Source organism: Pseudomonas sp. FG13, assembly GCF_057809755.1.
This window is the reverse complement of sequence record NZ_JBMDKO010000045.1, coordinates 11,625-33,631: the sequence shown is the minus strand read 5'-3', so window position 1 is coordinate 33,631 and position 22,007 is coordinate 11,625. Positions and strand designations below refer to the sequence as shown.

Below are 22,007 nucleotides of genomic sequence, written 5' to 3'. Positions count from 1 at the left end.
TCCATGGAGTTGCTAAAGCGTCAGCGAGCGTTGGCTTGTGAGAATTGGGTAGGGGTGTAGCGGTTTTCTATCTGGGCGATCTGGGTGAGCAGCGCCGGCACGTCGAGAATCAGGGCCACGGCACCGCTGCCCAGGATGGTCGAGCCACTGATGCCGCGCAGTGCGCCGAACAACTTGCCCAAGGGCTTGATGACAGTCTGGAATTCGCCGAGCAGGTCATCCACCACCAGGCCGGCCTTGAGTTCGGCATAACGCACCACCACCACGTTCTGCCGGCGCGAAGCCCGGCCTTCGTGATTGAAGTGGTCGCGCAGGTACACCAGGGGCAGCACCTCGCCGCGCAGATCCAGGTAGCCCTGTTCGCGACTGGCGGTGCCGTCGTCTTCGCTCAGCTCGATGCACTCCTGGACCATGTCCAGTGGAATGACATAGGTGGACTGATCGATGCCCACCAGGAAGCCATTGATGATCGCCAGGGTCAGCGGCAGCCGGATGCGCACCACGGTGCCCCGGCCCGGCTGGCTGTCCAGGTCCACGGTGCCGCGCAGCAGGGTGATGTTGCGCTTGACCACGTCCATGCCCACGCCCCGCCCCGACAGGTTGGTGACGGACTGGGCGGTGGAGAAGCCGGGTTCGAAAATCAGGTTGTAGATCTCCTGGTCGGTCGGGCTGGCGCCTGGGGCGACCAGGCCACGCTCCTGGGCCTTTTCCAGGATCCGGTCGCGGTCCAGGCCGGCGCCGTCGTCGGCGATCTCCAGCACGATGCTGCCCGAGTCGTGGTAGGCGTTGAGGTGCAGATGCCCCTTGGCTGGCTTGCCGGCGGCCAGCCGCGCTTCGGCGGTCTCGATGCCGTGGTCCATGGCGTTGCGCAGCAGGTGCATGAGCGGGTCGCCGATTTTTTCCACCACGGTCTTGTCCAGTTCGGTTTCCGCGCCGCTGATGATCAGGTCGATGTCCTTGCCCAGTTCCTGGCTGACATCACGCACCACCCGGCGGAACCGGTTGAAGGTTTCACCGATGGGGATCATGCGCAGGCGCAACGCACCGTCGAGGATTTCTTCCACCAACCCGGACACCGTCGAGGTGGCTTCCTGCAACGAGTCGTCGTGGCAGTTGCGGGCCAGCAGGCTGGTGCCGGCACTGGCGATGACCAGTTCACCCACCAGGTTGATCAGTTCGTCGAGCTTGTCGGCATTGACCCGCACATAGGCGCCATCCTTGGCTTTGTTTTCACTGCTGGCCGGTGGCCTTTCGGCAGGAAGTTGGGCCGCCGTTCGCGGCGTCTTGCGCTGGTCCGGCAGCAGTTCGCCGGTGGCGACCAGCGCCGTGCTCTCGTCGTTCGATTCCTGGGCGGTGGCGACCAGTCCGGTGTTTGCACGCTCGTCGACGGCCACGATCTCGATCAGGCAATCTTCCCGGACGAAATCGAAGACTTCATTGATTGCGCTGTGGCTGGCGGCCGAACGGAAGTCGATGTCGAACCCCAGGTAGCAGGATTCGGCATCAAAGGCTTCGACGCTGGGCAACGTCTCTGTCTGTGTGTCGAGGTGGACGATTTCACCGAGGGTCTGCAAATAGCGCAGGAACGACAGTGGGTCCATGCCGTTGCGGAACACGTCCTGGCCGAAGCGCAGGGAAATGTGCCAGAGGCGCGTTTCGGACGGCTCCTGCGTTGTGGTTTCAGCCGCCGGTGCCGGCGCGTCGTCAGGCGGGGGCGCCTGGTACTCCTGCAGGACTTGGCACAGCTCCATCTCCCGTTTCAGGGCCGGCGGGGTCAACGTCCCGCCCTGGTTGGCCACCACGTTGATCAGTTCCAGCATGTGGTCGCTGGATTTGAGCAGCACGGCGATCAGGCCGGTGTCTACCTCGACGCTGCCGTTGCGCAGGCGATCGAGCACATCTTCGACGATGTGGGTGAAGCTGACGATCGGTTCCAGGCCGAACAGTCCGGCCGAGCCCTTGATGGTGTGGGCCGCACGGAAGATCGCACCGATGGCGTCATCGTCGGCCGGGTCGTTTTCCAGTTGCAGCAGGGATTCTTCCATTGCCTGCAACTGCTCCCGTGCCTCGATGATGAACGTTTGTTGTGCCTGGTCGAGATTGATGCTCACGCTCATATCCTTTGTCGTGTCGGGCGGTGATGCAGGGCTAGGCCAGCAGGTTGCACAGCTCGAGCGTTTCGCTGACAGCTTTGCTGCGAGCGGTCAGGGTCAACTGGGTGCCGGCCTTCGGCGCCTCGCGCAGGGCTATCAGCAGCAGTTGCAGGCCGGCGCCGTCCATTTCGGTCACCTGTGACAGGTCCAGCTCCATGGCCGGCGCATTGCCCAGGCATGGCAGCAATTGCGCGGCCAGGTCGGCGGCGGTGTAGATCGTCAGCTCGCCGTCGATCTGCACCTGTGCGGTGTCACCCTGTGTTTCGTACAGCAGCGGCATCACAGCCTCCGGCCATCAAGGAAGGATCAGTTTGGAAACCGCCGCCAGCATTTGCGCGGGTTGAAACGGCTTGACCACCCAGGCCTTGGCGCCTGCCGCCTGGCCTTCCTGTTTCTTCGATTCCTGGGACTCGGTGGTGAGCATGATGATCGGCGTGAACTTGTAGCTGGCCAGCTTCTTGACCTCCTTGACGAAGGTGATGCCGTCCATGTTCGGCATGTTCACGTCACTGATGATCAGGTGCACTTTCTGCCCGTTGAGCTTGCCCAGCGCATCCTTGCCATCGCTGGCTTCGATCACGTCGTAGCCGGCACTTTTCAACGCAATGCCGACGACCTGCCGAACGCTCGCGGAGTCGTCGACAACCAATACACTTTTAGCCATGAACGGCTCTCCTAAAAGAAGGTTATTTCCTGTGAAGCTTGTTGCACGCCCGAGTCGCCGTGGTGGTTGCGGCGTTGCTCGTCGGTGGCATAAGTGGTTTCCATGCGGGCCAGCCATTGGCGGGCATCGATGGACACGGCCTGGTCGGGCGACTGGCTGGCCTGCTGCATATGCACGTGCAGGTCCTCGATGTTGTCGCGCACATGGCTGAGGATCTGGCTGACCCGATCCTGGAATTGCAGGCTGACCAGCACCTCGGTGAGTTCGTCGCGGATGCCGAAGCTTTCCTGCTGCAGCAGGTCCGCCGACTGGGCCAATTGCCCGGTTACGTTTTTGAAACGCTCCAATACGTGCTGGATGCTGTCCTCGGACGTAGAGACCGATTGGCTGTCCTGATCGGCGCCACTGGAGGCGGCCTGGACCAATTGGGTGATGGCGGTATTGATGATGTCGACCTTGGCCGACATCTGCTGACCGGTCTCGCTGGACTTGCTCGACAGGCTGCGCACGGCGTCGGCCACCACCGCGAAACCGCGCCCGGCTTCACCGGCCCGAGCGGCTTCGATGGCGGCGTTGAGGGCCAGCAGGTTGGTTTGCGCGGCAATCGCGGCGACGTCGGCGGCCATGGTCCGCAGCTCGCCGGTGTAGGCGGTAAGGTTGCGCACCTGGGCCAGGGTTTCGTCACGGCTGGCTTGGGTGGCTTTCAGGGAGTCGATCACCCGCACCAGTTCATTCTCGCTCTGGGCCAGCACCTGCACGGCGCCGCCACTGCTTTTCCCGGCCAGCTCACCGGCGGCCAGTTGTGAGGCTTGCACGGTTTCTTCCAGGCGTGACGAAATGCCGGTGAAGCGGCTGGTCAGCGAGACGATCGCGGCCTCGGTCTGTTGCCGGGAGCTTTCGACCTGCTTGGCCCAGATCGGCATGGCCCCGAGGATGACTTCGTTGAGTTGCGTGCTGGCTTTGTGATTGGCGTGTTCGATGGTGTGCAGGTCATGCCGGGCGGTGGCGGCGGTGACCGCGTGATCCAATTGCCGGCGCTGCGCGCGCGCGCCCCATACGCCAACACCGAGACCAAGGACCAGCAGCGCTGCGCTGAAACCGATGTTTTGTGCGTTCGTTTCGTTGAGCAGCAGCACGCCGGCGGTGGCGGCAACCGCCACGAGCACGGGACTCCAGAGGAGGCGAGGTAGGTTGGAGGAAAAGGAATGACCGTGTGGATACGACGTCATGGTTCGGTCCTTGAACAGTGTTGCTAACAGGTTATTGGCGAATAACTGGTTATCTGCGACCTCGGATTTGTCTTGAAGACCAGTCGTCCGATTTCTGACATCTGTAGGCAAGGGCCTACTCAGGGCGTGGCACTGTGCTACTTCAGGTTAGCTACAGTCTGTGAAATGTCGAATCGGGCCGACGGGATGAAACCTGTGGGAGCAAGGCTTGCCCTGATACACGAACCTGTGGGAGCAAAGCTTGCTCGCGATTGCCGTAAGTCTGCCAGCAACCATTTTGGCTGGTCTGCCGCTATCGCGAGCAAGCTTAGCTCCCACAGTTTTTGCGCCGTTTGATCCTTGACTGACTGGCATTAGGGCAAGCTTTGCTCCCACAGGTTGCTCAGGATTGCGCTAAATTACCGACACCTGAATCGTCGAACCTGCCATCAAGAGCCCCCATGCCGACCCAGCCGCTCTGGAAAACCTACCTCCTGTTCCTCATTCCCATGGTCCTGTCCAATTTCCTGCAGTCCATGTCCGGCACGCTCAACAGCATCTACATCGGTCAGATGCTCGGCACCCAGGCACTGGCGGCGGTGTCGGGGATGTTTCCAATCCTGTTTTTCTTCATTGCACTGGTGATCGGCCTGGGCGCGGGGGCCGGGGTGTTGATCGGGCAGGCCTACGGCGCCCGGGAAACCGGCACGGTGAAGGCGATTGCCGGCTCGACGCTGTTGTTGGGAGCGATCATCGGACTGGTGGCGGCGGTGCTCGGCAGCGTCTTTACGCGTCAGGCCCTGCAAGGCTTGGGCACGCCGGCGGATGTGCTGGAAGACGCCGTTGCCTATGCCCGGGTCATGATGTGGATTCTGCCGATATTGCTGGTGTTCGTATTGTTCACCCAGCTGTTGCGCGGGGTCAGCGATACGCTGACGCCGTTGCTGGCGTTGATGGTGTCCACCGGGGTCGGGATGCTGCTCACCCCGGCGCTGATTCGTGGCTGGCTGGGCTTGCCGCAGATGGGCATCCAGAGCGCGGCACTGGCGGGGCTGGTGGGCACGGCGTCGGCCATGGTGTTGCTGGCGTGGCGCTTGAACCGTCGTGAGCATGCCCTGGCACCGGACTGGGCGTTGTTCGCGGCGATGCGCCTGGACCGGGAGATCCTCGCCAAGGTGCTGCGCATCGGCCTGCCGACGGGGTTGCAGATGGTGGTGATCTCCCTGTCGGAACTGGTGATCCTGGCGCTGGTCAATCGCCACGGTTCACAGGCCACGGCGGCCTACGGCGCGGTGACGCAGATCGTCAACTACGTGCAGTTCCCGGCGTTGTCGATTGCCATCAGTGCCTCGATCCTCGGTGCCCAGGCCATTGGCGCCGGACGCCTGGAGCGCCTGGGGCCGATCCTGCGCACGGGGCTGCTGATCAACGTCTACCTGACGGGGGGACTGGTGCTGCTGGGGTACCTGTTGTCCCATTGGCTGCTGGGGTTGTTCATCACCGACCCGGCGGCACGGGTCCAGGCCGAACACCTGCTGCACATCATGCTCTGGAGCTTGCTGGTGTTCGGTTTCCAGGCCATCGTCAGCGGCATCATGCGCGCCAGCGGCACGGTGCTGCCGACGGTGGCGATTTCGATTTTCTGCATCATTGGCGTGCAGGTGCCGGCGGCTTACCTGCTCGACGCTCACTTCGGCCTGGAAGGGGTATGGATAGCGTTTCCCGTGGCGTACCTGAGCATGTTGTTGCTGCAGGTGCTGTATTACAAACGGGTCTGGCAACATCAGTCGATCGAGCGGTTGGTATAAATACCCCAGACACCATAGCCCCCCTGTGGGAGCGAGCCTGCTCGCGATAGCGGTGTGTCAGGCAACCTCCAATCGACGGTGCCGACGCATTCGCGAGCAAGCCCGCTCCCACCGGGGACCAATGTTTTGACTGTGAGAATCCGATGTCCGTAAAGCACTCATCCAAGGCCTACCACGCTTTTCTCTTCGACATGGACGGCACCCTGCTGAACTCCATCGCCGCCGCCGAGCGGATCTGGACCCGCTGGGCGCTGCGCCACGGCGTGGACGTGGCGGCGTTCCTGCCCACCATCCATGGCGTGAGGGCCATCGACACCATCGCGCGCCAACATCTGCCGGGCGTGGACGCCCAGGCTGAAGCCGAGCGGATTACCCGGGAGGAAATCGAAGACGTCGAAGGCGTGGTGGCCGTGCCGGGCGCCGTGGCGTTCTTGAATGGCCTGCCTCCCGAGCGCTGGGCGATCGTCACCTCGGCCCCTATGGCACTGGCTTTGCGTCGGATGGAGGCCGCCGGCATCCCGCGTTCCGCCGTGATGGTCACCGCCGAAGATGTCAGCGACGGCAAACCCAACCCCGCCTGTTATCGATTGGCTGCCGAGTGGTTGCGAGTGGCATCGGAGGATTGTCTGGTGTTTGAGGATGCCGACGCCGGTATCCGGGCCGGCGAGGCGGCGGGAGCGGATGTGATGGTGGTGACGGCGACGCACGTGCATCCGGTGGACACTGTCCATCCGTCGATCAAGGATTACCTTGGGCTTGGCGTTGGATTGGATGCATCAGGATTGATGCAGCTGAACACAATTCTGTAGCCGCAGCAGACCCCTGTGTGGGAGCGAGCCTGCTCGCGATGACGGCGGTACATTCAGCATCAATGCAACTGAACCACCGCTATCGCGAGCAGGCTCGCTCCCACAAGGGGCCGGGTGTTCCGGAGGGTCAGGTCACCACGCGATAGCACGGCACATAGGCCGCGCCGCCCGGCAGTTTCATCCGGTGCTGGGCGACGAAGGCCTGGAGCAGGCGGTCGAGGGGTTCCATGATGGCGGGGTCGCCGTGGATTTCGTAAGGGCCGTGTTCTTCGATCAGGCGGATCCCCTTGTCCTTGACGTTACCGGCCACGATCCCGGAGAACGCACGGCGCAGGTTGGCGGCCAGCTCATGGGACGGCAGGTCGAGGCTCAAGCCCAGGCTGGCCATGTTGGCGTGGGTCGGATCGAACGGACGCTGGAAGCCTTCATCGATCTTCAGCAGCCAGTTGAAGTGAAAGGCGTCGTTGCGCTCGCGGCGGAACTGCTTCACTTCCTTGAGCCCCTGAGTCATCTGCCGTGCCACTTCGGCCGGGTCGTCGACGATGATCTGGTAATGCTTCTGGGCCGCTTCGCCGAGAGTCGCACCGACAAAGGCATGCAACTGATCGAAGTACGGCGCGGCGCTTTTCGGCCCCGTGAGCACGACCGGGAAGGGCAGGTCCTGGTTGGCCGGGTGCATCAGGATGCCCAGCAGGTACAGGAACTCTTCCGCCGTACCGGCACCGCCCGGGAAGATGATGATGCCATGGCCGACACGCACGAAGGCTTCCAGGCGTTTCTCGATGTCCGGCAGGATCACCAGCTCGTTGACGATCGGATTTGGCGCCTCGGCGGCGATGATGCCCGGTTCGGTCAGGCCCAGGTAGCGGCCGCCATGGATGCGTTGCTTGGCATGGGCAATGGTCGCGCCTTTCATCGGGCCCTTCATCACGCCCGGGCCGCAGCCGGTGCAGATGTCCAGACTGCGCAGGCCCAGTTCGTGGCCAACCTTCTTGGTGTACTTGTATTCTTCGGTGTTGATCGAGTGACCACCCCAGCACACGACGATTTTCGGCTCTACACCTGGACGCAAGGTGCGGGCGTTGCGCAGCAGGTGGAAGACGTAGTCGCTGATGCCCTGGGACGAGCTCAGGTCGATGCGCTGGCTGTCCAGCTCGTTCTCGGTGTAGACGATGTCGCGCAGGGCGCTGAACAGCATTTCCCGGGTGCTGGCGATCATCTCGCCGTCGACGAAGGCGTCGGCCGGCGCGTTCAACAGTTCCAGGCGCACGCCACGGTCCTGTTGATGAATGCGGATCTCGAAGTCCTTGTAGGCCTCCAGGATGGTCTTGGCGTTGTCGACATGGGCGCCGGTATTGAGGATGGCCAGGGCGCACTGGCGGAACAAGGTATAGATGCTGCCGGAACCGGCTTCGCTCAGTTGCTGGACTTCGCGCTGGGACAGGGTCTCCAGGCTGCCTTTCGGGCTCACTGAAGCGTTGATTACATGTCTTTGAGTCATTCAGCTTTCCTTGAAAACGATGCCGTGCACACAACGACGGCATCTTGAAAAAAACGTCCCCGCGCAAAGATCGCACGATCCTTGTGGTATCGCCATGGACTTTGATCCGGTTCCTTCGGCTCGTCTGCCGCACAAAATGAGCCCCAGCATAGCTAAATCGGCCGGGCAGGCGATAATGCTCGACTCTTTTTGTCCCGTACAAGGAAATTGCACTGCGATGTTCGAGATCAAACCGTGGGACGCCGACCTCTACCGACAGCAGACCCGCCGCAGCACACTGATCATCGCCGTGGTGTTCCTGGCGCTGGCCATGCTGTTGTCCAGCCTGGCCGTGATGCTGTTCGGCACGCCTGGGGCCGATAATTTTCGCTTCAACCTCGGCGGGGTGATTGTGGCAGTGCTGGTGATGGCCGCGCTAATGCGTCTGTATCTCTGGAGGCAACCCTGGATGGCGGCGGCGGTGTACGGCTGGCAACTCAAGCGCAATCTGATGCGCGTCACCAACGTCATGCATCAGGTGACGGACGGCGTACAGGCCCGGGATCCGGTCGCCATGAAGGTGTTGCGGTTCTATCACCTGGGGCTGGCCCAGATGCATCACCTGGATGCCAACTCAAGTGATCAGCAGGCGCTGGTGCGAGAAGCCGATGGACATGCGGAGACGATGCGGGGGATGGGCCTGGACACTGAGCAGTCGAGCCTGGACCTGGCGTGGATCGATACGCTGAAGAAGACTTATGCGCAGCGTTGATCGGCTATCGGATAACCTGATAAACATTTAAACACTATCAGCTATGGCTGTTTAAAGTGTCCGGGTACGCCATGTTCCTGTTCAATGGGGCGTGTTCTTTTCTGAACTTGAACATCACTCAATTGAACGTCTTGGAGTTCACTGAAAGAAACTCTTAACAGGGCTTCGGCTTCGCTGACACTCAATGTCTCGCTGTCGGCTTCCATCACGCGGCTATCAGGTTGGCCGTTGGCGATAAAGCTGACGATGAACCGCTCCTGGTTGCTCATGCTTCACCTCGACTCATCGAGCACCAGGGCGCAGCAAGGCTGCGCCCCAGCGGGTCTCAGGGGTTAAGACTTCCTGCCAGCGCCGCTTTGGCCGCGTTCGCTGCCTTTGCTGCCAGCGCCAGAGCCTTTTTGGCGGTCGTTGGTGTTGCTGCCGCCCGATGCCTGTCCGCCTTTCTTACCGGCTTCAGATGCTTTTTCACGATCATTTGCGAAGTTGCCTGGGTTTTTGTTTCCGCTGTTAGCCATTTCGAGAATCCTCATACTGGTTTAAGCGAGCAACGTGCCTCGCATTAAATGTGAAAGGTAAGTGGCGAAGGAAGTTTAATAAAAGCGTTGTACTGGCGACGAATGGTCATTGGATGTTAATTAAAAGAGTTGTCTCGCCGCTTCGCTTCGTAGTTATAGGGAATTGAATATTTTTATAATGAAGCAAGGAATACCTCATTTTGTTAATCGCATTAAAAGAGCGTTGCTCCCACAAACGGTGGCTTAACTGACAGGCGTTGCGCCACCCGGGGCCTCAATCCTCACCACCGCTGACTTTCCAGTGCCTGGCGTCCGTGGGGAAGACCACCTGTTCGACCCGGTGGGCGATGCCGAAGGCCAGGGAGTTTTCCGCCGGAATGACCCGTTCCTCATTGCACAGGCATTTGAATATATCCAGCTGCGTGGCAGCCCCGGCGGTTTCCTTGACGTAGATCTCCACGTATCGCGCGACGTCGTTGTCCAGGCTGGACAGGTATTCGCGCAGACGCGAGTGATCCACCGATTTCTGGCCGAAATACCAGTTCATGGGATGGATCAGGAAGCGCGAATGAGGGGTTGTGGTGCGGTCGCTGGCGGCCAGGTACATGACGATGCCCATGGATTCGATATTGCCGGCGTTTACCGCACGCACCGGCACGGGGAGGGACTTGATGAAGGTGTAGAGGGTGAAGCCGAAGTTGGTGCTGCCGCCGACCGTGGAGAGATTGAGCATCAGTGAATCTGCGCCTTTCTCGATCGCCTCCAGGCAGTTGTCGCGGAAACGTTCGGTGGTTCCCTGATCGATCTGGCAATGAAAATGGACAATGTGTTCAGACATCGAGGACTCCTGTCGATTTCACGCGTGAGGTATTGCGGGACCGTACAGTTGGGAGTTCACCGTTGGCTGGATGTTCCTGAGGGAGAGACCATTGTTCGGGTCGTGTCAGCTTCCGAACTCCGACTCGCACGCTTGCGTGGCTTGCATCACCCGTTGCAAAAAAATCGCCAGCCCGGCTTCTTCTTCGCTGAGACCTTTACGGGCCCGGGGCTTGGGCAGTTGCTTCAACGTGCCGAGCAGGAAACCTTCCAGCACCGCAGGATGAATGTAGCACTTGCGACAGACGGACGGCGTATTGCCCAATTGCCGGGCGACCTGCCTGACCATCTCGGCGATGTGTTTTTTCGCTTCTGTCTCGGTTTCCCAGCCCAACGTCCGCAAGCCTGCCAGGGCCGCCGCACTGCCGGCCCAGGTGCGGTAATCCTTGGCGGTGAACTCGGCGCCGGTCAGGGTCTTGAGGTAGGCATTGATGTCCGAGGAACTGATGGCGTGGCGCTCACCGTGTTCGTCCAGGTACTGGAACAGATTCTGCCCGGGTATTTCCTGGCAGCGCTTGATGATCCGTGCCAGGCGCCGGTCCTTCACGGTGATCTGGTGCTCGACGCCGCTCTTGCCACGGAACTGGAAGGCGATGGCGCTGCCGTTGACCTCGACATGTTTGCTGCGCAGGGTGGTCAGGCCATAAGAGCGATTCTCCCGGGCGTACTGGCTGTTGCCGACGCGGATCAAGGTCACGTCCAGCAAGGTGATGACGGTGGCCATGACTTTGTCGCGACTGAAACCGGGTGTCGCGAGAATCGCCTCCAGGCGTTTGCGCAAGCGGGGCAGGGTGCGACCGAACTCCAGCATCCGCGAATACTTGTCGGCATCGCGCACCTCGCGCCAGCGCGCGTGGTAACGGTATTGCTTGCGCCCGCGTGCGTCCCGGCCGGTGGCCTGGAGATGCCCGCGCGGGTCGGTGCAGATCCACACATCGGTATAGGCTGGCGGCACCGCAAGGGCATTGATGCGCTGGATTTCGGCCGCATCGGTGATACGTTGACCCTGAGGATCGAAATAACAGAACTTGCCCCGTAACTTCCTGCGGGTGATACCGGGGCCGGTGTCGTCGACATAATGCAGATCGGCCGGCAATGCTTCGGGCAGCGGAGTGTCGGGCATGGAGAAATCCTTGGCAGCTATGCGGTGGCCTATGGATTCATTGACCGCGGCCCGTTGCGGTCGTGCCGAAATTCTGAGAACACCCAGAACCCCTGTGGGAGCGAGCCTGCTCGCGATGACGGCGGTACGTTCAGCATCAATGCAACTGAACCACCGCTATCGCGAGCAGGCTCGCTCCCACAGGGAATAGCGAACGCTTCAAAAGACCGGTCGGCTGTCAGGCCGCGTCTACAGCTCAGGCCAACACCGCCACCGCCTTGATCTGCGCCCACAGCACCTGCCCCGGGTGCAACGCCAACTGATCGCGGGAATAGCGGGTGATGCGGGCCAGCAGCGGTGTGCCGGCGGCTTCCAGGCGGATCAGCACGTGGGCGGCGTTGTCGGCGGCCAGTTCGCTGGTCACCGTGACCGGCAAGCGATTGAGGATACTGGTCTGGGCATCGTTCGCCAGGCTGAGGCTGACGTCCCGGGCCTGGACTTTGAAGCGCAGCGGCTGTCCGATGGCCAGCGGCGTATGGGCCACCCGCACGTGCAGCGGCCTACCGGGCAGTGTCAGGGTGAGCAATTGATAGGCGGGGTCGTAATCGCTGACCGTGCCCTGGATCACCACGCCGGCGTCATCCCCCAGGGCCAGCGGCAGGTCGAGCCGCGCCAGGGTCTCGCCAATCGGCCCGCTGGCCAGCGCGCGGCCACCGTCGAGCAACACAATGTGATCGGCCAGGCGCGCCACTTCGTCCTGGGAATGACTGACGTACAGCACCGGGATGTCCAGCTCATCGTGGAGCCGTTGCAGGTAGGGCAGGATCTCGTTCTTGCGCCGGGTGTCGAGCGCGGCCAGCGGCTCATCCATCAACAACAGGCGTGGGCTGGTCAGCAGGGCGCGGGCGATGCCCACCCGCTGGCGCTCACCGCCGGACAGGTTGTGGGGCTGGCGGTCGAGCAAGTGGCCGATGCCCAGCAGTTCGGTGGCCTGGTCCATGTCCACCCGCCGTTGCCCCGGGGCGATGCGCTTGAGACCGAATGCCAGGTTGGCCCGCACCGACAGATGGCTGAACAGGCTCGCCTCCTGGAACACATATCCCACTGCCCGTTGATGGGGCGGCACGAACATACCGCGCTCGCTGTCCTGCCACACCTCGCCGTTGATCCGCACGAAGCCTCGTGGCGCGCGCTCCAGGCCTGCGATGCAGCGCAGGCAGGTGGTCTTGCCGGAGCCGGATGGACCATACAACGCCGTCACGCCCCGGCCCGGCAGTTGCACATCCAGGTCCAGGGAAAAATCGCCCTGGTCGAGCTGCAAACGCGCCTGAATCATCGATCAGCTCCAGGCTGTCCGGGTCCTGCGGCGGGTATACAGCGCCAGCAGCACAACGAATGAAAATACCAGCATCGCCGCCGCCAGCCAGTGGGCCTGGGCGTATTCCAGGGCTTCGACGTGGTCGTAGATCTGCACCGACACCACCCGGGTCTTGTCCGGGATATTGCCGCCGATCATCAGCACCACGCCGAACTCGCCGACAGTGTGGGCGAAGCCGAGGATGGCCGCGGTGATGAAGCCGGGGCGGGCGAGGGGCAGGATGACGCTGAAGAAGGTGTCCCAGGGACCGGCGCGCAGGGTGGCGGCGACCTCCAGGGGGCGACTGCCGATGGCCGAGAACGCGTTCTGCAGGGGCTGCACCACAAACGGCATGGAATAGATCACCGAGCCGACTACCAGCCCGGCGAAACTGAACGTTAGGGTGCCCAGCCCGAGGGCCTGGGTCAACTGACCGATCCAGCCATTGGGCCCCAATGCCAGGAGCAGATAGAAACCGATCACCGTAGGCGGCAGCACCAGCGGCAGGGCCACCACCGCACCCACCGGCCCGCGCAACCAGGATCGGGTGCGCGACAGCCACAGGGCGACGGGCGTGCCGATGAGCAGCAGAATCACTGTGGTCAGCGAGGCGAGTTTGAGGGTCAGCCAGATCGCTGAATAATCGGCACTGGTCAGCGGCATTTAGCGTTGGTAACCGTAGGCTTGGATGATGGCGGTGGCTTTCGGGCCCTTGAGGTAGTCCATCAATGCCTTGGCGGCGGGGTTGTCGCGGCCTTTACTGAGGATCACCGCGTCCTGTTTGATCGGGTCGTGCAGTTCGGCCGGGACGATCCATGTCGAACCGCTGGTGAGCTTGCCGTCCTTGTACACCTGGGACAGCGCCACGAAGCCAAGTTCGGCGTTGCCGGTGGAGACGAATTGATAGGCCTGGGTGATGTTCTGGCCTTCGACGATCTTACCCTTGACCTCTGGGGCCAACCCCAGTTTGTCCAGCACCTGGGTCGCGGCCAGGCCGTAGGGCGCGGCCTTGGGATTGGCGATGGACAGGTGCTGGAAGCCGTTGTTCTTGAGGACCTGGCCCTGGTCGTCGACATAGCCGTCCCTGGCCGACCACAGCGCCAGCGTGCCGATGGCGTAGGTGAAGCGTGAACCCTTGACGGTGTCACCTTCGTTTTCCAGCTTGGCCGGGGTGGTGTCATCGGCGGCGAGGAACACTTCGAAGGGCGCGCCATTCTTGATCTGGGTATAGAACTGCCCCGTTGCACCGTAGGCTGCCACCAGTTTGTGGCCGGTGTCTTTTTCGAAGTCAGCGGCGATGGCCTGGATCGGTGCGGTGAAGTTGGCGGCCACGGCCACCTGTACTTCATCGGCCTCGACGGCGCCAGCGGCCAGGAAGGTGGTCAGCAGCAATGACGCGAAGCGGGTGGGGCGCATTGAAGACTCCGTAAGGGGTGGTTTCGCTATATACGGAAATATATAGCGAATGCCTGACAAACGGAATGTGAGTTTTGTGTTGTTGCTGTTGGCAGTGGGGTGAGAATGTGCCGGCCTCATCGCGAGCAGGCTCGCTCCCACAGGGATCTGTGCTTGATCCTGTTCTAGTACCGGACACTGTGGGAGCGAGCCTGCTCGCGATGGCGTCCGGGCCGGCGATGAGGCTCTCAGGCACTTGAACACTTGCCAAGCCGCGCCAGTGTTTCATCAGCCAGGCGCCGGGTCAGTTCGCCGGTCGGCAACTCCCGGCCCATGGGAAACGCCTGGCCCGCCCAGAGGTTGCTGAAATCGGCTTCGTCCTTGGCCCGTAGCGGCATCAAGGCACCACCTGCCAGGGGAAATGCCGGTGCCAGCGGGCTCATCGGGCCGACTTCGCGCATCACCCGGTTGACGATGCCCCGGGCCGGCCGCCCGGTGAACAGGTTGGTCACGGCGGTCTGGCTTTCCCGGGCGGTGCGCAGCGCCCGGTGGTGGGATGCGCTGATCTTGGCCTCGGGGGTGAACAGGTACGCGCTGCCCAGTTGCGCCGCCGATGCGCCGAGGGCAAACGCCGCAACGATTCCCCGCGCATCGCCGATGCCGCCGGTGGCGATCACCGGCACTTTCACCGCATCCACCACTTGGGGCAGCAAGGCGAACAGACCTACCTGGGTGTTGAGGTCGTCGCTGAGAAACATCCCACGGTGGCCGCCGGCTTCGTAGCCCATGGCGATGATCGCGTCGCAACCGTGCTGTTCCAGCCAGATAGCCTCCTCGACGGTGGTTGCCGAAGAAAGGATCTTCGCCCCGGTGGCCTTTACCCGATCCAGCAGGGATTGCTCCGGCAAGCCGAAATGGAAGCTGACCACTTTCGGTCGCATCTCCTCCAGCACCCGGCAGGCGGCATCGTCGAATGGCGTGCGGTTGGACACCGGCGTCGGCGCCTCGAAATCGGCGCCCAGTTCGTCATAGTAGGGCTTGAGTCGCTGCTTCCAGGCCTCGGCCCGCTGCTCGTCGAAGGCCGGTGGCTGATGGGAGAAAAAGTTCACGTTGAACGGCTTGTCGGTCTGCTCGCTGATCGTCGTCAATGCCTGGCGCAGTTGCTCGACGTCCAGCATCGCCGCCGGCATCGAGCCCAGCCCGCCGGCATTGCAGGTGGCGACCACCATGGCGGGCCCGGTCACCCCGGCCAGCGGCCCCTGGATAATGGGCAGCTCGATACCGAGCAGGTCGAGGAGGCGGGTGTCTGGCCATTGGCTCATGTGCAGGGTGCTCCGGCAGGGCAAGAAACCCCGTTTGTAGCAGGTGTGGCCCCGCCAGGGCCAGTCGAGTTTTTCAATCGAAGGCAGCGCTTGATCCCTCGGGCGAGAGGATTACCATGCGTGCTTCACTCACCCAGGAGCCTTAGCCATGGATGTAAAACTCAAGGCAGTCGAACCCTTTAGCGTGGCGGGTTTGCAGGTCCGCACCCGCAACACCGATGAGCAGCAACCCGACACGGCAAGGATCGGCCCGATGTGGGAGCAGTTCTTCACCGAGGGCCTGTTCGACCGGATTCCAGCCAGACGCTCGGAGTCGTTCGTCTATGGGGTGTATTCCAATTATGAGTCCGATGCGACCGGGCACTTCGATGTGACGGCCGGCGTGGAGGTCGACGCGACGAGTCCAGGCTACCCCGCCGTGGACATCGAGGGCGGGGATTACCTGGTGTTCTCGGCCAAGGGGCCGATGCCCGACTGCGTGATCCAGACCTGGGGTCTGATCTGGGCGTATTTCGCCGACAACCCACAGACGGTGCGCCGCTTCGCCACCGACTTCGAGGTCTACAGCGGCCCCGATTCGGTGGCGATCTACATTGGCGTTCAGTCCCCGGACGAGCGCTCCAACGCCAGCAACTGACGCTTGCGCTCCACGCCCCAGCGATAGCCCGAGAGGTTGCCGTCGCTGCGCACCACCCGGTGACAGGGGATCGCCACGGCCAGGCTGTTGGCGCCGCAGGCCTGGGCCACTGCGCGCACGGCCTTGGGCAGGCCGATGCGCTGGGCGATCTCGGCGTAGCTGGCGGTGCTGCCGGGCGGAATCTCCCGCAGGGCCTGCCAGACTCGCTCCTGGAACGCCGTGCCTTGTAAATCCAGGGGCAGGTTCAGGCCCAGGGCGGGCGCTTCGATGAAGCCGACCACCTGGGCGACCAGTTGCTCGAATTCCCGGTCGGCGCCGATGAGGTTGGCGCGGCGGAATTTATCCTGCAGGTCGCGGACCAGCGCGTCCGGGTCGTCCCCCAGCAGGATGGCACACACGCCTCGTTCGCTTTGCGCCACCAGGATCGCTCCCAGGGAGCATTGCCCGACGGCGAAGCGGATGTCGGTGTTCTGCCCGGCGGCACGGTAGTCGGCGGGTTTCATGCCCAGCACTTTATCGGCCGCTTCGTAAAAGCGGCTGTTGGAGTTGAAGCCGGCGTCGTACAACGCTTCGGTGACGGTCCCCGCGTCGGCCAGGCGTTCGCGCACCCTGCGCGAGCGGTGGGCGGCGGCATAGCCCTTGGGGGTCAGGCCAGTGACGGTCTTGAAGATCCGATGGAAATGGAAGGGGCTCAGGCCTGCGCTTTGCGCCAGTTCATTGAGCCCTGGCAGCTCCTCTGCCGCCTCGATCTGCCGGCAGGCCGCCGCGACCCGGGCGGCTTGTTGGGCGGCCACCTGGGTCTGGTCCCTGGCGGCGCGTTTGCTGGGACGATAGCCGGCGGCCTGGGCCTGTTCCGGCGTGTCGAAGAATTCGACATTCCGCGGATTGGGCAGGCGCGACAGGCTGCTGGGGTGGCAGTAGATACCGGTGGTTTTCACGCCGTAGACGAATTGCCCATCAGCGCGTGGGTCCCGGGCGAGCACGGCGGCCCAGCGGGGATCCAGTTCAGGGGCGAGGGTGTTCGAAGTGGTGTTCATGGTCGTTTTGTCCATTGGCCCGTTTTGGCTACCGTAACCAGCCTGCGGGAGGGCGACACTCCGGCTCTTGCGGTTGAATTCTGCACGGTTATCCGGCGGTGCGGAATGTCATGTTGATGCGCTGCGCGCCCAGCCGTGAATGCCGGCCGTCCTTGAGCGGCAGCACGCCGTGGTAACGCAGCCGGTCGACGCCGCCCCAGACCACGATGTCGCCGTGAAACAGCGGAACGCGCAAGGGCTTGTCGCTGCGCTCGAATCCGCCGAACTGGAACACCGCCGGCAGACCCAGGGAGATCGAGACGATGGGGGCGGTGAGGCTGTGCTCGTCCTTGTCCTGGTGCAACGACATCCGCGCGCCCGGCACGTAGCGGTTGATCAGGCAGGCGTCGGGCACGAAGTCCTCGAAATGTGCTGTCCGCGCGGCGGCCCGGGCCAGTTCGCGGAACAGCGTCGGCATGTCGGGCCAGGGGCGGCCGCTCTGTGGGTCATAGGTGGTGTAGCGATAGCCGCTGCGGTCGGTGGTCCAGCCCAACGCGCCGCAATTGCTCAAGGCCACCGACATGGTAAAGCCGCCGGGCGTGACCATCTGCCGAAACGGCGCAGCCTCCAGGATCGTTTCCAGGTCCGGCAGCAACCGTTCCAGCCAAGACAGGGCGAAGCCGCGCAGCACGAACGCCTGCTGGCCAATCTGTTCGATCTGCCCGGCTGTCGTCGTCGGCTCGTCGGCGAACAGGTCCAGCGTGATCGGGGTGTCGTCATTGCGCGTCATGAAAAATGATTCCGAGGGTGTGCCGTTGGCCGCTGTGCACGCGGCTGACGCCATGGCGCATGTTCACCCGATAATAACCGCGAACGCCTTTGACCGGTCGTTGATGCACGGCAAACACCACGGCATCGCCTTGTTTCAGACCGATGACCTGGGGACGTGACTGCATGCGCGGGCGTTGTTCGGTAAGCACGAACTCGCCACCGGTAAAGTCCTGGCCCGGTTCCGACAGCAGAATCGCCACCTGCAGCGGGAACACCTGCTCGCCGTACAGATCCTGGTGCAGGCAGTTGTAATCCTGGGGACCGTATTGCAGCAGCAACGGCGTCGGACGCTGTTGCCCGGCGTCATGGCAGTGCTGGATGAAATCGCTGTGCGCGTCGGGGTATCTCACCTCAAGGTCCATGCGTTCGTTCCAGCGATTGGCCAGGGGCACCAACAGCGGATACAACGCTTCTCGCAGTTGCTGGACGATAGCGGGCAGCGGGTAGCGGAAATACTGATATTCGCCGCGTCCGAAGCCGTGGCGAGCCATGATCACCCGGGAACGGAACAGCCCGGACTGCGCGTACAGGCTGCTGAGCTGTCGGCATTGAGTCGCCGACAACAGGTGGCGAAGCACGCCGCTGCCATCCTGTTCGAGGCTCTGTTCCAGGGCTGGAAGGTCGACTGCGTTGATGAACTGGGGCGGAGGAGACATGGTGACAATCCTGGGGGAGAGGATTGGTCAGTTTGGTGGATGTCCTGTTGGCCAACACTCCGGGGCTTGCGGTCAATGTTCCATTCTGGACCGGGGGCCATCTCTCACGCCGCATCACCCTGTGGCGAGGGGGTAAATCCCCTCGCCACAAAAAGCTTTACAACGCCTTGCTGACCTTGACCTCGCTGATCACATCGTCGGACTTTCCATGCATCGCTTCCAGCGCCGCCCGGGCTTCTTCCTTGGTGCCGGTTTCCAGCTGCGCGAACTCGAAGCGGCGTTCGTCGTTGAGTTTGTACTTGATGACGTATTTGGTTGTCTGGGCCACGGTTTTGCCTATGTGAGCTGGGGGCTCAGCTCAGTTTCGAGCTGGAGCGCCGGATGATTTTGATCTTGTGGGTCAGGGTCGGCTTGCGCGTGACGCTGATGGCCCGACGGCTGACGGTATCGATGGTGATGTTCCAGAAACCGGTGCTCGGTGCGGTGATCCGCGCCGGGAACGTATCGAACGCGCCGCCATGGTAAGTATGCCGTCCGCCATTCTTGAAACTGCGGAAGTTCGCGTCGTTCATCAAGCGGATGTTGCACGTTTGGGAGCATTCGATGACGACAATATCGTCTTCGTTGAGGTGCTCGCGTTGGTGGATGAATTTCATGGGCGCCTCCAGAAGGGCTTTTTCTACACGCTCGACACGGTAGGGGGCTGCAATAATGGGACGCAGTTTATCAGCACCGAGGGTGAAATAGCCGCCCTCGACCTAGGCTCTGTACGAAAAGCCTAATACGGCGCAAAACCTGTGGGAGCAAAGCTTGCTCGCGATAGCGACAGAGCAGTCCACATTGCTGCTGACTGGCTTACCGCAATCGCGAGCAAGCTTTGCTCCCACAGGTTTGTGGCTTGACTGACTGGCATTAGCCCTCGACCCGGCTTTGCTGATTTAGCGCAGCAGTAGCGGATAAAAAAATGCAGGGCACCGGAGAAAAACAGCTTCTACGCTGTCGGAGGGTCTTTGTCGGAGGAATCATATGAAGCGTAGTGCGTGGGTGTTGGCAGTGGCCGTAAGTGGATGTGCATCGGTATCGGACATCAACCAGACGCCGCCCACCATGAGCGTTATCTCCGGTAAGAAACCTCACGAATATGCCAAATGCGTCGCCGACAAGCTGGCCGGCAGCCGTGGCGCATTGCAGATGGAACCCCATAAGAACGGCGTCCGGCTGATCGTTCCCGGCAAACTATCGAGCCTGCCGGCGGCCGTGTTCGATATTGACGAACGCTCCAGCGGCAGCAGCATCAAGCTGCATGAAAGCATGTCCAATGTACCGCTGCGCCCGGGTGATGTGCAGGATGCGGCCAACGCCTGCATTTCCGGTTGAGAAAGGTATCAGCTCCGGCTGGAGCTTACTTGCATACCACCACGACACTGCGGCTGGTGAAGTTGCCGACATTCACGCCCAGGGTCTTGTCGCTTTCATTGGCCTGGGGCGTACCTTCGGTGCCGACGATACGGTAGCCGGTGCCGGCGCAGGAGGCATCTGCCTTTTCATAGCAGGCGGCCCAGGAATTGGCTTCGCCTGAACAGTCAATGGTCAGGCCCTGTTCGCCGTTGGCCAGATAGGTATTTTCAGTCGAGGCACAACCCGCCAGGGCCAGGACCGTAAACAGCGCCAGAAAAGTTCTCATGGAGTGGTCATCGCAAGGGAAGGGACAAGCGCGAGGTTATAGCGAATGGTCATTTCGGTACAGATAAACAACAGGCCTGCGCCAACGCCACAAGGCAATTGACCCAGGCCCGTCCGGTTATTTCTTGCGGCGATCGGTGCGTGCCGGAGCTTTTTCGCGCTCCTTGGCGGCGGGCGCAGGGCGCTCATCCTGGAACACCGCGGCCACTTCCACCGCCATGGTCTTGGTGGGCAAGGGACCGGCAACCTGCTCGCCATGGTAATTGACAATCCACCACTGGCCGTCCTTGTCCTGACTGACCGAATAACCGTTTGCGTTTCGTGTTGCCGACATCTAGCTGCCTCATTGGCGGGATCAAGGGCGCCATGATACGCCAAATGCACGCAAACGGTGCCTGCGGGCTTGCAGCAAGACCGTTGAACCCCCGAAACGAAAGGCGATTGAACTATCCGCCGGTTTATTTCTCTATGATGGCATCGGTTGGCCAGTGCAGGCATTGTAAGGTGCCTGCGGCCTGATTAGACTGCGCCGAAACTCGTCGTACACACCGCCTTTTAAAGGATTCATATGATCAAGAAATGCTTGTTCCCAGCAGCCGGTTACGGTACTCGCTTCCTGCCAGCGACTAAGGCCATGCCCAAAGAAATGCTGCCGGTGGTGAACAAGCCACTGATCCAGTACGGTGTCGAAGAAGCCCTTGATGCGGGCCTGACGGAAATCTCCATCGTGACCGGCCGTGGCAAGCGCGCGCTGGAAGACCATTTCGACATCAGCTACGAGCTGGAAAACCAGATCAAGGGCACCGACAAGGAAAAATACCTGGTCGGTATCCGCAAGCTGCTGGATGAGTGTTCGTTCTCCTACACCCGCCAGACCGAAATGAAAGGCCTGGGCCACGCGATCCTGACCGGCCGTCCGCTGATCGGCGACGAACCCTTCGCCGTGGTACTGGCGGACGACCTGTGCGTCAACCTGGAAGGCGACGGCGTGCTGACCCAGATGGTCAAGCTGTACAAGCAGTTCCGCTGCTCCATCGTGGCGATCCAGGAAGTCGATCCGCAGGAAACCAACAAGTACGGCGTGATCGCCGGCGAAATGATCCGCGACGACATCTATCGTGTGCACAGCATGGTTGAAAAGCCAAAGCCTGAAGACGCTCCGTCGAACCTGGCGATCATCGGCCGTTACATCCTGACGCCGGACATTTTCGATCTGATCGAACAGACCGAACCAGGCAAGGGCGGTGAGATCCAGATCACCGACGCCCTGATGAAGCAAGCCCAGAACGGCTGCGTCATGGCCTACAAGTTCAAGGGCAAGCGTTTCGACTGCGGTGGTGCCGAAGGCTACATCGACGCGACCAACTTCTGCTTCGAGAACTTCTACAAGACCGGCAAGGCTTACTGATAGCCCACGCCGCGGACTGAAAAGCGCCCCGACTGGTTCGGGGCGTTTTTTTTGGGGCAATGTATTGCCGTGTCTGGCATAGAACCCTGTGGCGAGGGGATTTATCCCCGCTGGGCTGCATAGCAGCCCCAAACCAACCAACTCAATCTGCCTGACACACCAAGTCGCCTGGTTTTAGGGCCGCTTCACAGCCCAGCGGGGCGGTGCGACGTTTCGCTAAATCCCCTCGCCACAGGAGCCGCGCTTGGCTTGATGACGCTCGCCCTGGCTTTTTCATTTTCCGCCCCCATAACCCACGCAACGCTGACCCGTCTG

At 61.9% G+C, this 22,007-nt stretch carries 26 protein-coding genes; 6 read left to right on the top strand and 20 right to left on the bottom strand.

Translation table 11 applies throughout. From position 1 onward, the window contains the following. Window positions 1-20: 20 nt before the first annotated feature. The 4 genes from ACODTO_RS24560 to ACODTO_RS24545 are packed head-to-tail and all read right to left on the bottom strand — an operon-like array spanning window position 21 to window position 3,740. On the bottom strand, window positions 21-2,111 hold the full coding sequence (locus tag ACODTO_RS24560; protein WP_489107194.1) for a chemotaxis protein CheA: 2,091 nt from the start codon (window positions 2,109-2,111) through the stop codon (window positions 21-23). A gap of 37 nt (window positions 2,112-2,148) precedes the next feature. Continuing rightward, the gene (locus ACODTO_RS24555) at window positions 2,149-2,433 is read right to left on the bottom strand and encodes an STAS domain-containing protein (protein WP_175362164.1); all 285 of its coding nucleotides are present in this window, start codon (window positions 2,431-2,433) and stop codon (window positions 2,149-2,151) included. Between the two features lie 15 nt (window positions 2,434-2,448). Further along, window positions 2,449-2,817 carry a response regulator gene (locus ACODTO_RS24550; protein ID WP_003203044.1) on the bottom strand — a complete coding sequence of 123 codons (369 nt, stop codon included), beginning with the start codon at window positions 2,815-2,817 and terminating at the stop codon, window positions 2,449-2,451. Window positions 2,818-2,828: 11 nt separating this feature from the next. Beyond that, window positions 2,829-3,740 (bottom strand): methyl-accepting chemotaxis protein, encoded by a 912-nt coding sequence (locus tag ACODTO_RS24545; RefSeq protein WP_434007073.1) that lies wholly within the window; start codon window positions 3,738-3,740, stop codon window positions 2,829-2,831. A 746-nt stretch (window positions 3,741-4,486) separates the two neighbouring features. Between ACODTO_RS24545 and ACODTO_RS24540 the strand changes: the two genes are divergently transcribed. Together ACODTO_RS24540 and ACODTO_RS24535 are read left to right on the top strand one after the other, a co-directional pair. After that, entirely contained in the window at window positions 4,487-5,833 is a 1,347-nt protein-coding gene (locus ACODTO_RS24540) for an MATE family efflux transporter (RefSeq protein ID WP_489107193.1), read from the top strand. A gap of 143 nt (window positions 5,834-5,976) precedes the next feature. Further along, window positions 5,977-6,642: an HAD-IA family hydrolase gene (locus ACODTO_RS24535; RefSeq protein WP_489107192.1), complete on the top strand. Its 666-nt coding sequence runs from the start codon at window positions 5,977-5,979 to the stop codon at window positions 6,640-6,642. Between the two features lie 127 nt (window positions 6,643-6,769). Here ACODTO_RS24535 and ppnN read toward each other — a convergent pair whose 3' ends face one another. Next, window positions 6,770-8,143 carry a nucleotide 5'-monophosphate nucleosidase PpnN gene (gene ppnN / locus ACODTO_RS24530; protein ID WP_139648620.1) on the bottom strand — a complete coding sequence of 458 codons (1,374 nt, stop codon included), beginning with the start codon at window positions 8,141-8,143 and terminating at the stop codon, window positions 6,770-6,772. A 217-nt stretch (window positions 8,144-8,360) separates the two neighbouring features. Here ppnN and ACODTO_RS24525 point away from each other — a divergent pair, with 217 nt between their 5' ends. Further along, window positions 8,361-8,894: a DUF3087 family protein gene (locus tag ACODTO_RS24525; protein WP_489107191.1), complete on the top strand. Its 534-nt coding sequence runs from the start codon at window positions 8,361-8,363 to the stop codon at window positions 8,892-8,894. A gap of 41 nt (window positions 8,895-8,935) precedes the next feature. Here the strand turns inward: ACODTO_RS24525 and ACODTO_RS24520 are convergent, their stop codons facing one another. The 8 genes from ACODTO_RS24520 to ACODTO_RS24485 form a co-directional block, all read right to left on the bottom strand. Then, entirely contained in the window at window positions 8,936-9,163 is a 228-nt protein-coding gene (locus tag ACODTO_RS24520; RefSeq protein ID WP_139648622.1) for a hypothetical protein, read from the bottom strand. Between the two features lie 63 nt (window positions 9,164-9,226). Next, window positions 9,227-9,409, bottom strand: coding sequence for a con-10 family general stress protein (locus tag ACODTO_RS24515; RefSeq protein ID WP_139648623.1), 183 nt, complete (start codon window positions 9,407-9,409; stop codon window positions 9,227-9,229). 274 nt (window positions 9,410-9,683) lie between these two features. Next, the gene (locus ACODTO_RS24510; RefSeq protein ID WP_139648624.1) at window positions 9,684-10,247 is read right to left on the bottom strand and encodes an ATP-dependent Clp protease proteolytic subunit; all 564 of its coding nucleotides are present in this window, start codon (window positions 10,245-10,247) and stop codon (window positions 9,684-9,686) included. A gap of 105 nt (window positions 10,248-10,352) precedes the next feature. Further along, on the bottom strand, window positions 10,353-11,408 hold the full coding sequence (locus tag ACODTO_RS24505; RefSeq protein ID WP_489107190.1) for a DNA topoisomerase IB: 1,056 nt from the start codon (window positions 11,406-11,408) through the stop codon (window positions 10,353-10,355). 235 nt (window positions 11,409-11,643) lie between these two features. Then, window positions 11,644-12,723, bottom strand: coding sequence for a molybdenum ABC transporter ATP-binding protein (gene modC, locus ACODTO_RS24500; RefSeq protein ID WP_489107189.1), 1,080 nt, complete (start codon window positions 12,721-12,723; stop codon window positions 11,644-11,646). 3 nt (window positions 12,724-12,726) lie between these two features. After that, window positions 12,727-13,407 (bottom strand): molybdate ABC transporter permease subunit, encoded by a 681-nt coding sequence (modB, locus tag ACODTO_RS24495; protein ID WP_139648629.1) that lies wholly within the window; start codon window positions 13,405-13,407, stop codon window positions 12,727-12,729. Beyond that, window positions 13,408-14,160 carry a molybdate ABC transporter substrate-binding protein gene (modA, locus tag ACODTO_RS24490; RefSeq protein ID WP_489107188.1) on the bottom strand — a complete coding sequence of 251 codons (753 nt, stop codon included), beginning with the start codon at window positions 14,158-14,160 and terminating at the stop codon, window positions 13,408-13,410. 227 nt (window positions 14,161-14,387) lie between these two features. After that, window positions 14,388-15,461, bottom strand: coding sequence for an NAD(P)H-dependent flavin oxidoreductase (locus ACODTO_RS24485; protein ID WP_139648632.1), 1,074 nt, complete (start codon window positions 15,459-15,461; stop codon window positions 14,388-14,390). A 148-nt stretch (window positions 15,462-15,609) separates the two neighbouring features. On the opposite strand from ACODTO_RS24485, the gene ACODTO_RS24480 reads away from it, so the two are divergent. Beyond that, complete coding sequence (locus ACODTO_RS24480; RefSeq protein ID WP_139648634.1) at window positions 15,610-16,098, top strand: GyrI-like domain-containing protein; 489 nt, start codon at window positions 15,610-15,612, stop codon at window positions 16,096-16,098. Here the strand turns inward: ACODTO_RS24480 and ada are convergent. The 5 genes from ada to ACODTO_RS24455 form a co-directional block, all read right to left on the bottom strand. Beyond that, window positions 16,062-17,135, bottom strand: coding sequence for a bifunctional DNA-binding transcriptional regulator/O6-methylguanine-DNA methyltransferase Ada (gene ada / locus ACODTO_RS24475; RefSeq protein WP_139648636.1), 1,074 nt, complete (start codon window positions 17,133-17,135; stop codon window positions 16,062-16,064). The two genes, ACODTO_RS24480 and ada, sit on opposite strands and share 37 nt — an antisense overlap. 88 nt (window positions 17,136-17,223) lie before the next feature. Beyond that, the gene (gene alkB / locus ACODTO_RS24470; RefSeq protein WP_489107187.1) at window positions 17,224-17,904 is read right to left on the bottom strand and encodes a DNA oxidative demethylase AlkB; all 681 of its coding nucleotides are present in this window, start codon (window positions 17,902-17,904) and stop codon (window positions 17,224-17,226) included. Next, window positions 17,891-18,601, bottom strand: a complete 711-nt coding sequence (locus ACODTO_RS24465) for a 2OG-Fe(II) oxygenase (RefSeq protein WP_175362177.1) — start codon at window positions 18,599-18,601, stop codon at window positions 17,891-17,893. Before ACODTO_RS24465 ends, alkB begins: the two co-directional genes overlap by 14 nt. A gap of 157 nt (window positions 18,602-18,758) precedes the next feature. Next, window positions 18,759-18,929: a hypothetical protein gene (locus ACODTO_RS24460; RefSeq protein WP_464709225.1), complete on the bottom strand. Its 171-nt coding sequence runs from the start codon at window positions 18,927-18,929 to the stop codon at window positions 18,759-18,761. A 25-nt stretch (window positions 18,930-18,954) separates the two neighbouring features. Beyond that, window positions 18,955-19,257, bottom strand: coding sequence for a DUF1883 domain-containing protein (locus ACODTO_RS24455; RefSeq protein WP_041022208.1), 303 nt, complete (start codon window positions 19,255-19,257; stop codon window positions 18,955-18,957). Between the two features lie 370 nt (window positions 19,258-19,627). Here ACODTO_RS24455 and ACODTO_RS24450 point away from each other — a divergent pair, with 370 nt between their 5' ends. Beyond that, window positions 19,628-19,978, top strand: a complete 351-nt coding sequence (locus tag ACODTO_RS24450; RefSeq protein ID WP_139648642.1) for a hypothetical protein — start codon at window positions 19,628-19,630, stop codon at window positions 19,976-19,978. A gap of 25 nt (window positions 19,979-20,003) precedes the next feature. Here ACODTO_RS24450 and ACODTO_RS24445 read toward each other — a convergent pair whose 3' ends face one another. Both ACODTO_RS24445 and ACODTO_RS24440 read right to left on the bottom strand, forming a co-directional pair. Further along, complete coding sequence (locus tag ACODTO_RS24445; protein WP_139648644.1) at window positions 20,004-20,285, bottom strand: hypothetical protein; 282 nt, start codon at window positions 20,283-20,285, stop codon at window positions 20,004-20,006. Between the two features lie 117 nt (window positions 20,286-20,402). Beyond that, a complete protein-coding gene (locus tag ACODTO_RS24440; RefSeq protein WP_041022205.1) occupies window positions 20,403-20,618 on the bottom strand; it encodes a hypothetical protein in 216 nt (71 codons plus the stop codon). A 234-nt stretch (window positions 20,619-20,852) separates the two neighbouring features. On the opposite strand from ACODTO_RS24440, the gene galU reads away from it, so the two are divergent. After that, window positions 20,853-21,692 (top strand): UTP--glucose-1-phosphate uridylyltransferase GalU, encoded by an 840-nt coding sequence (galU, locus tag ACODTO_RS24435; protein WP_003182953.1) that lies wholly within the window; start codon window positions 20,853-20,855, stop codon window positions 21,690-21,692. Window positions 21,693-22,007: the final 315 nt, after the last annotated feature.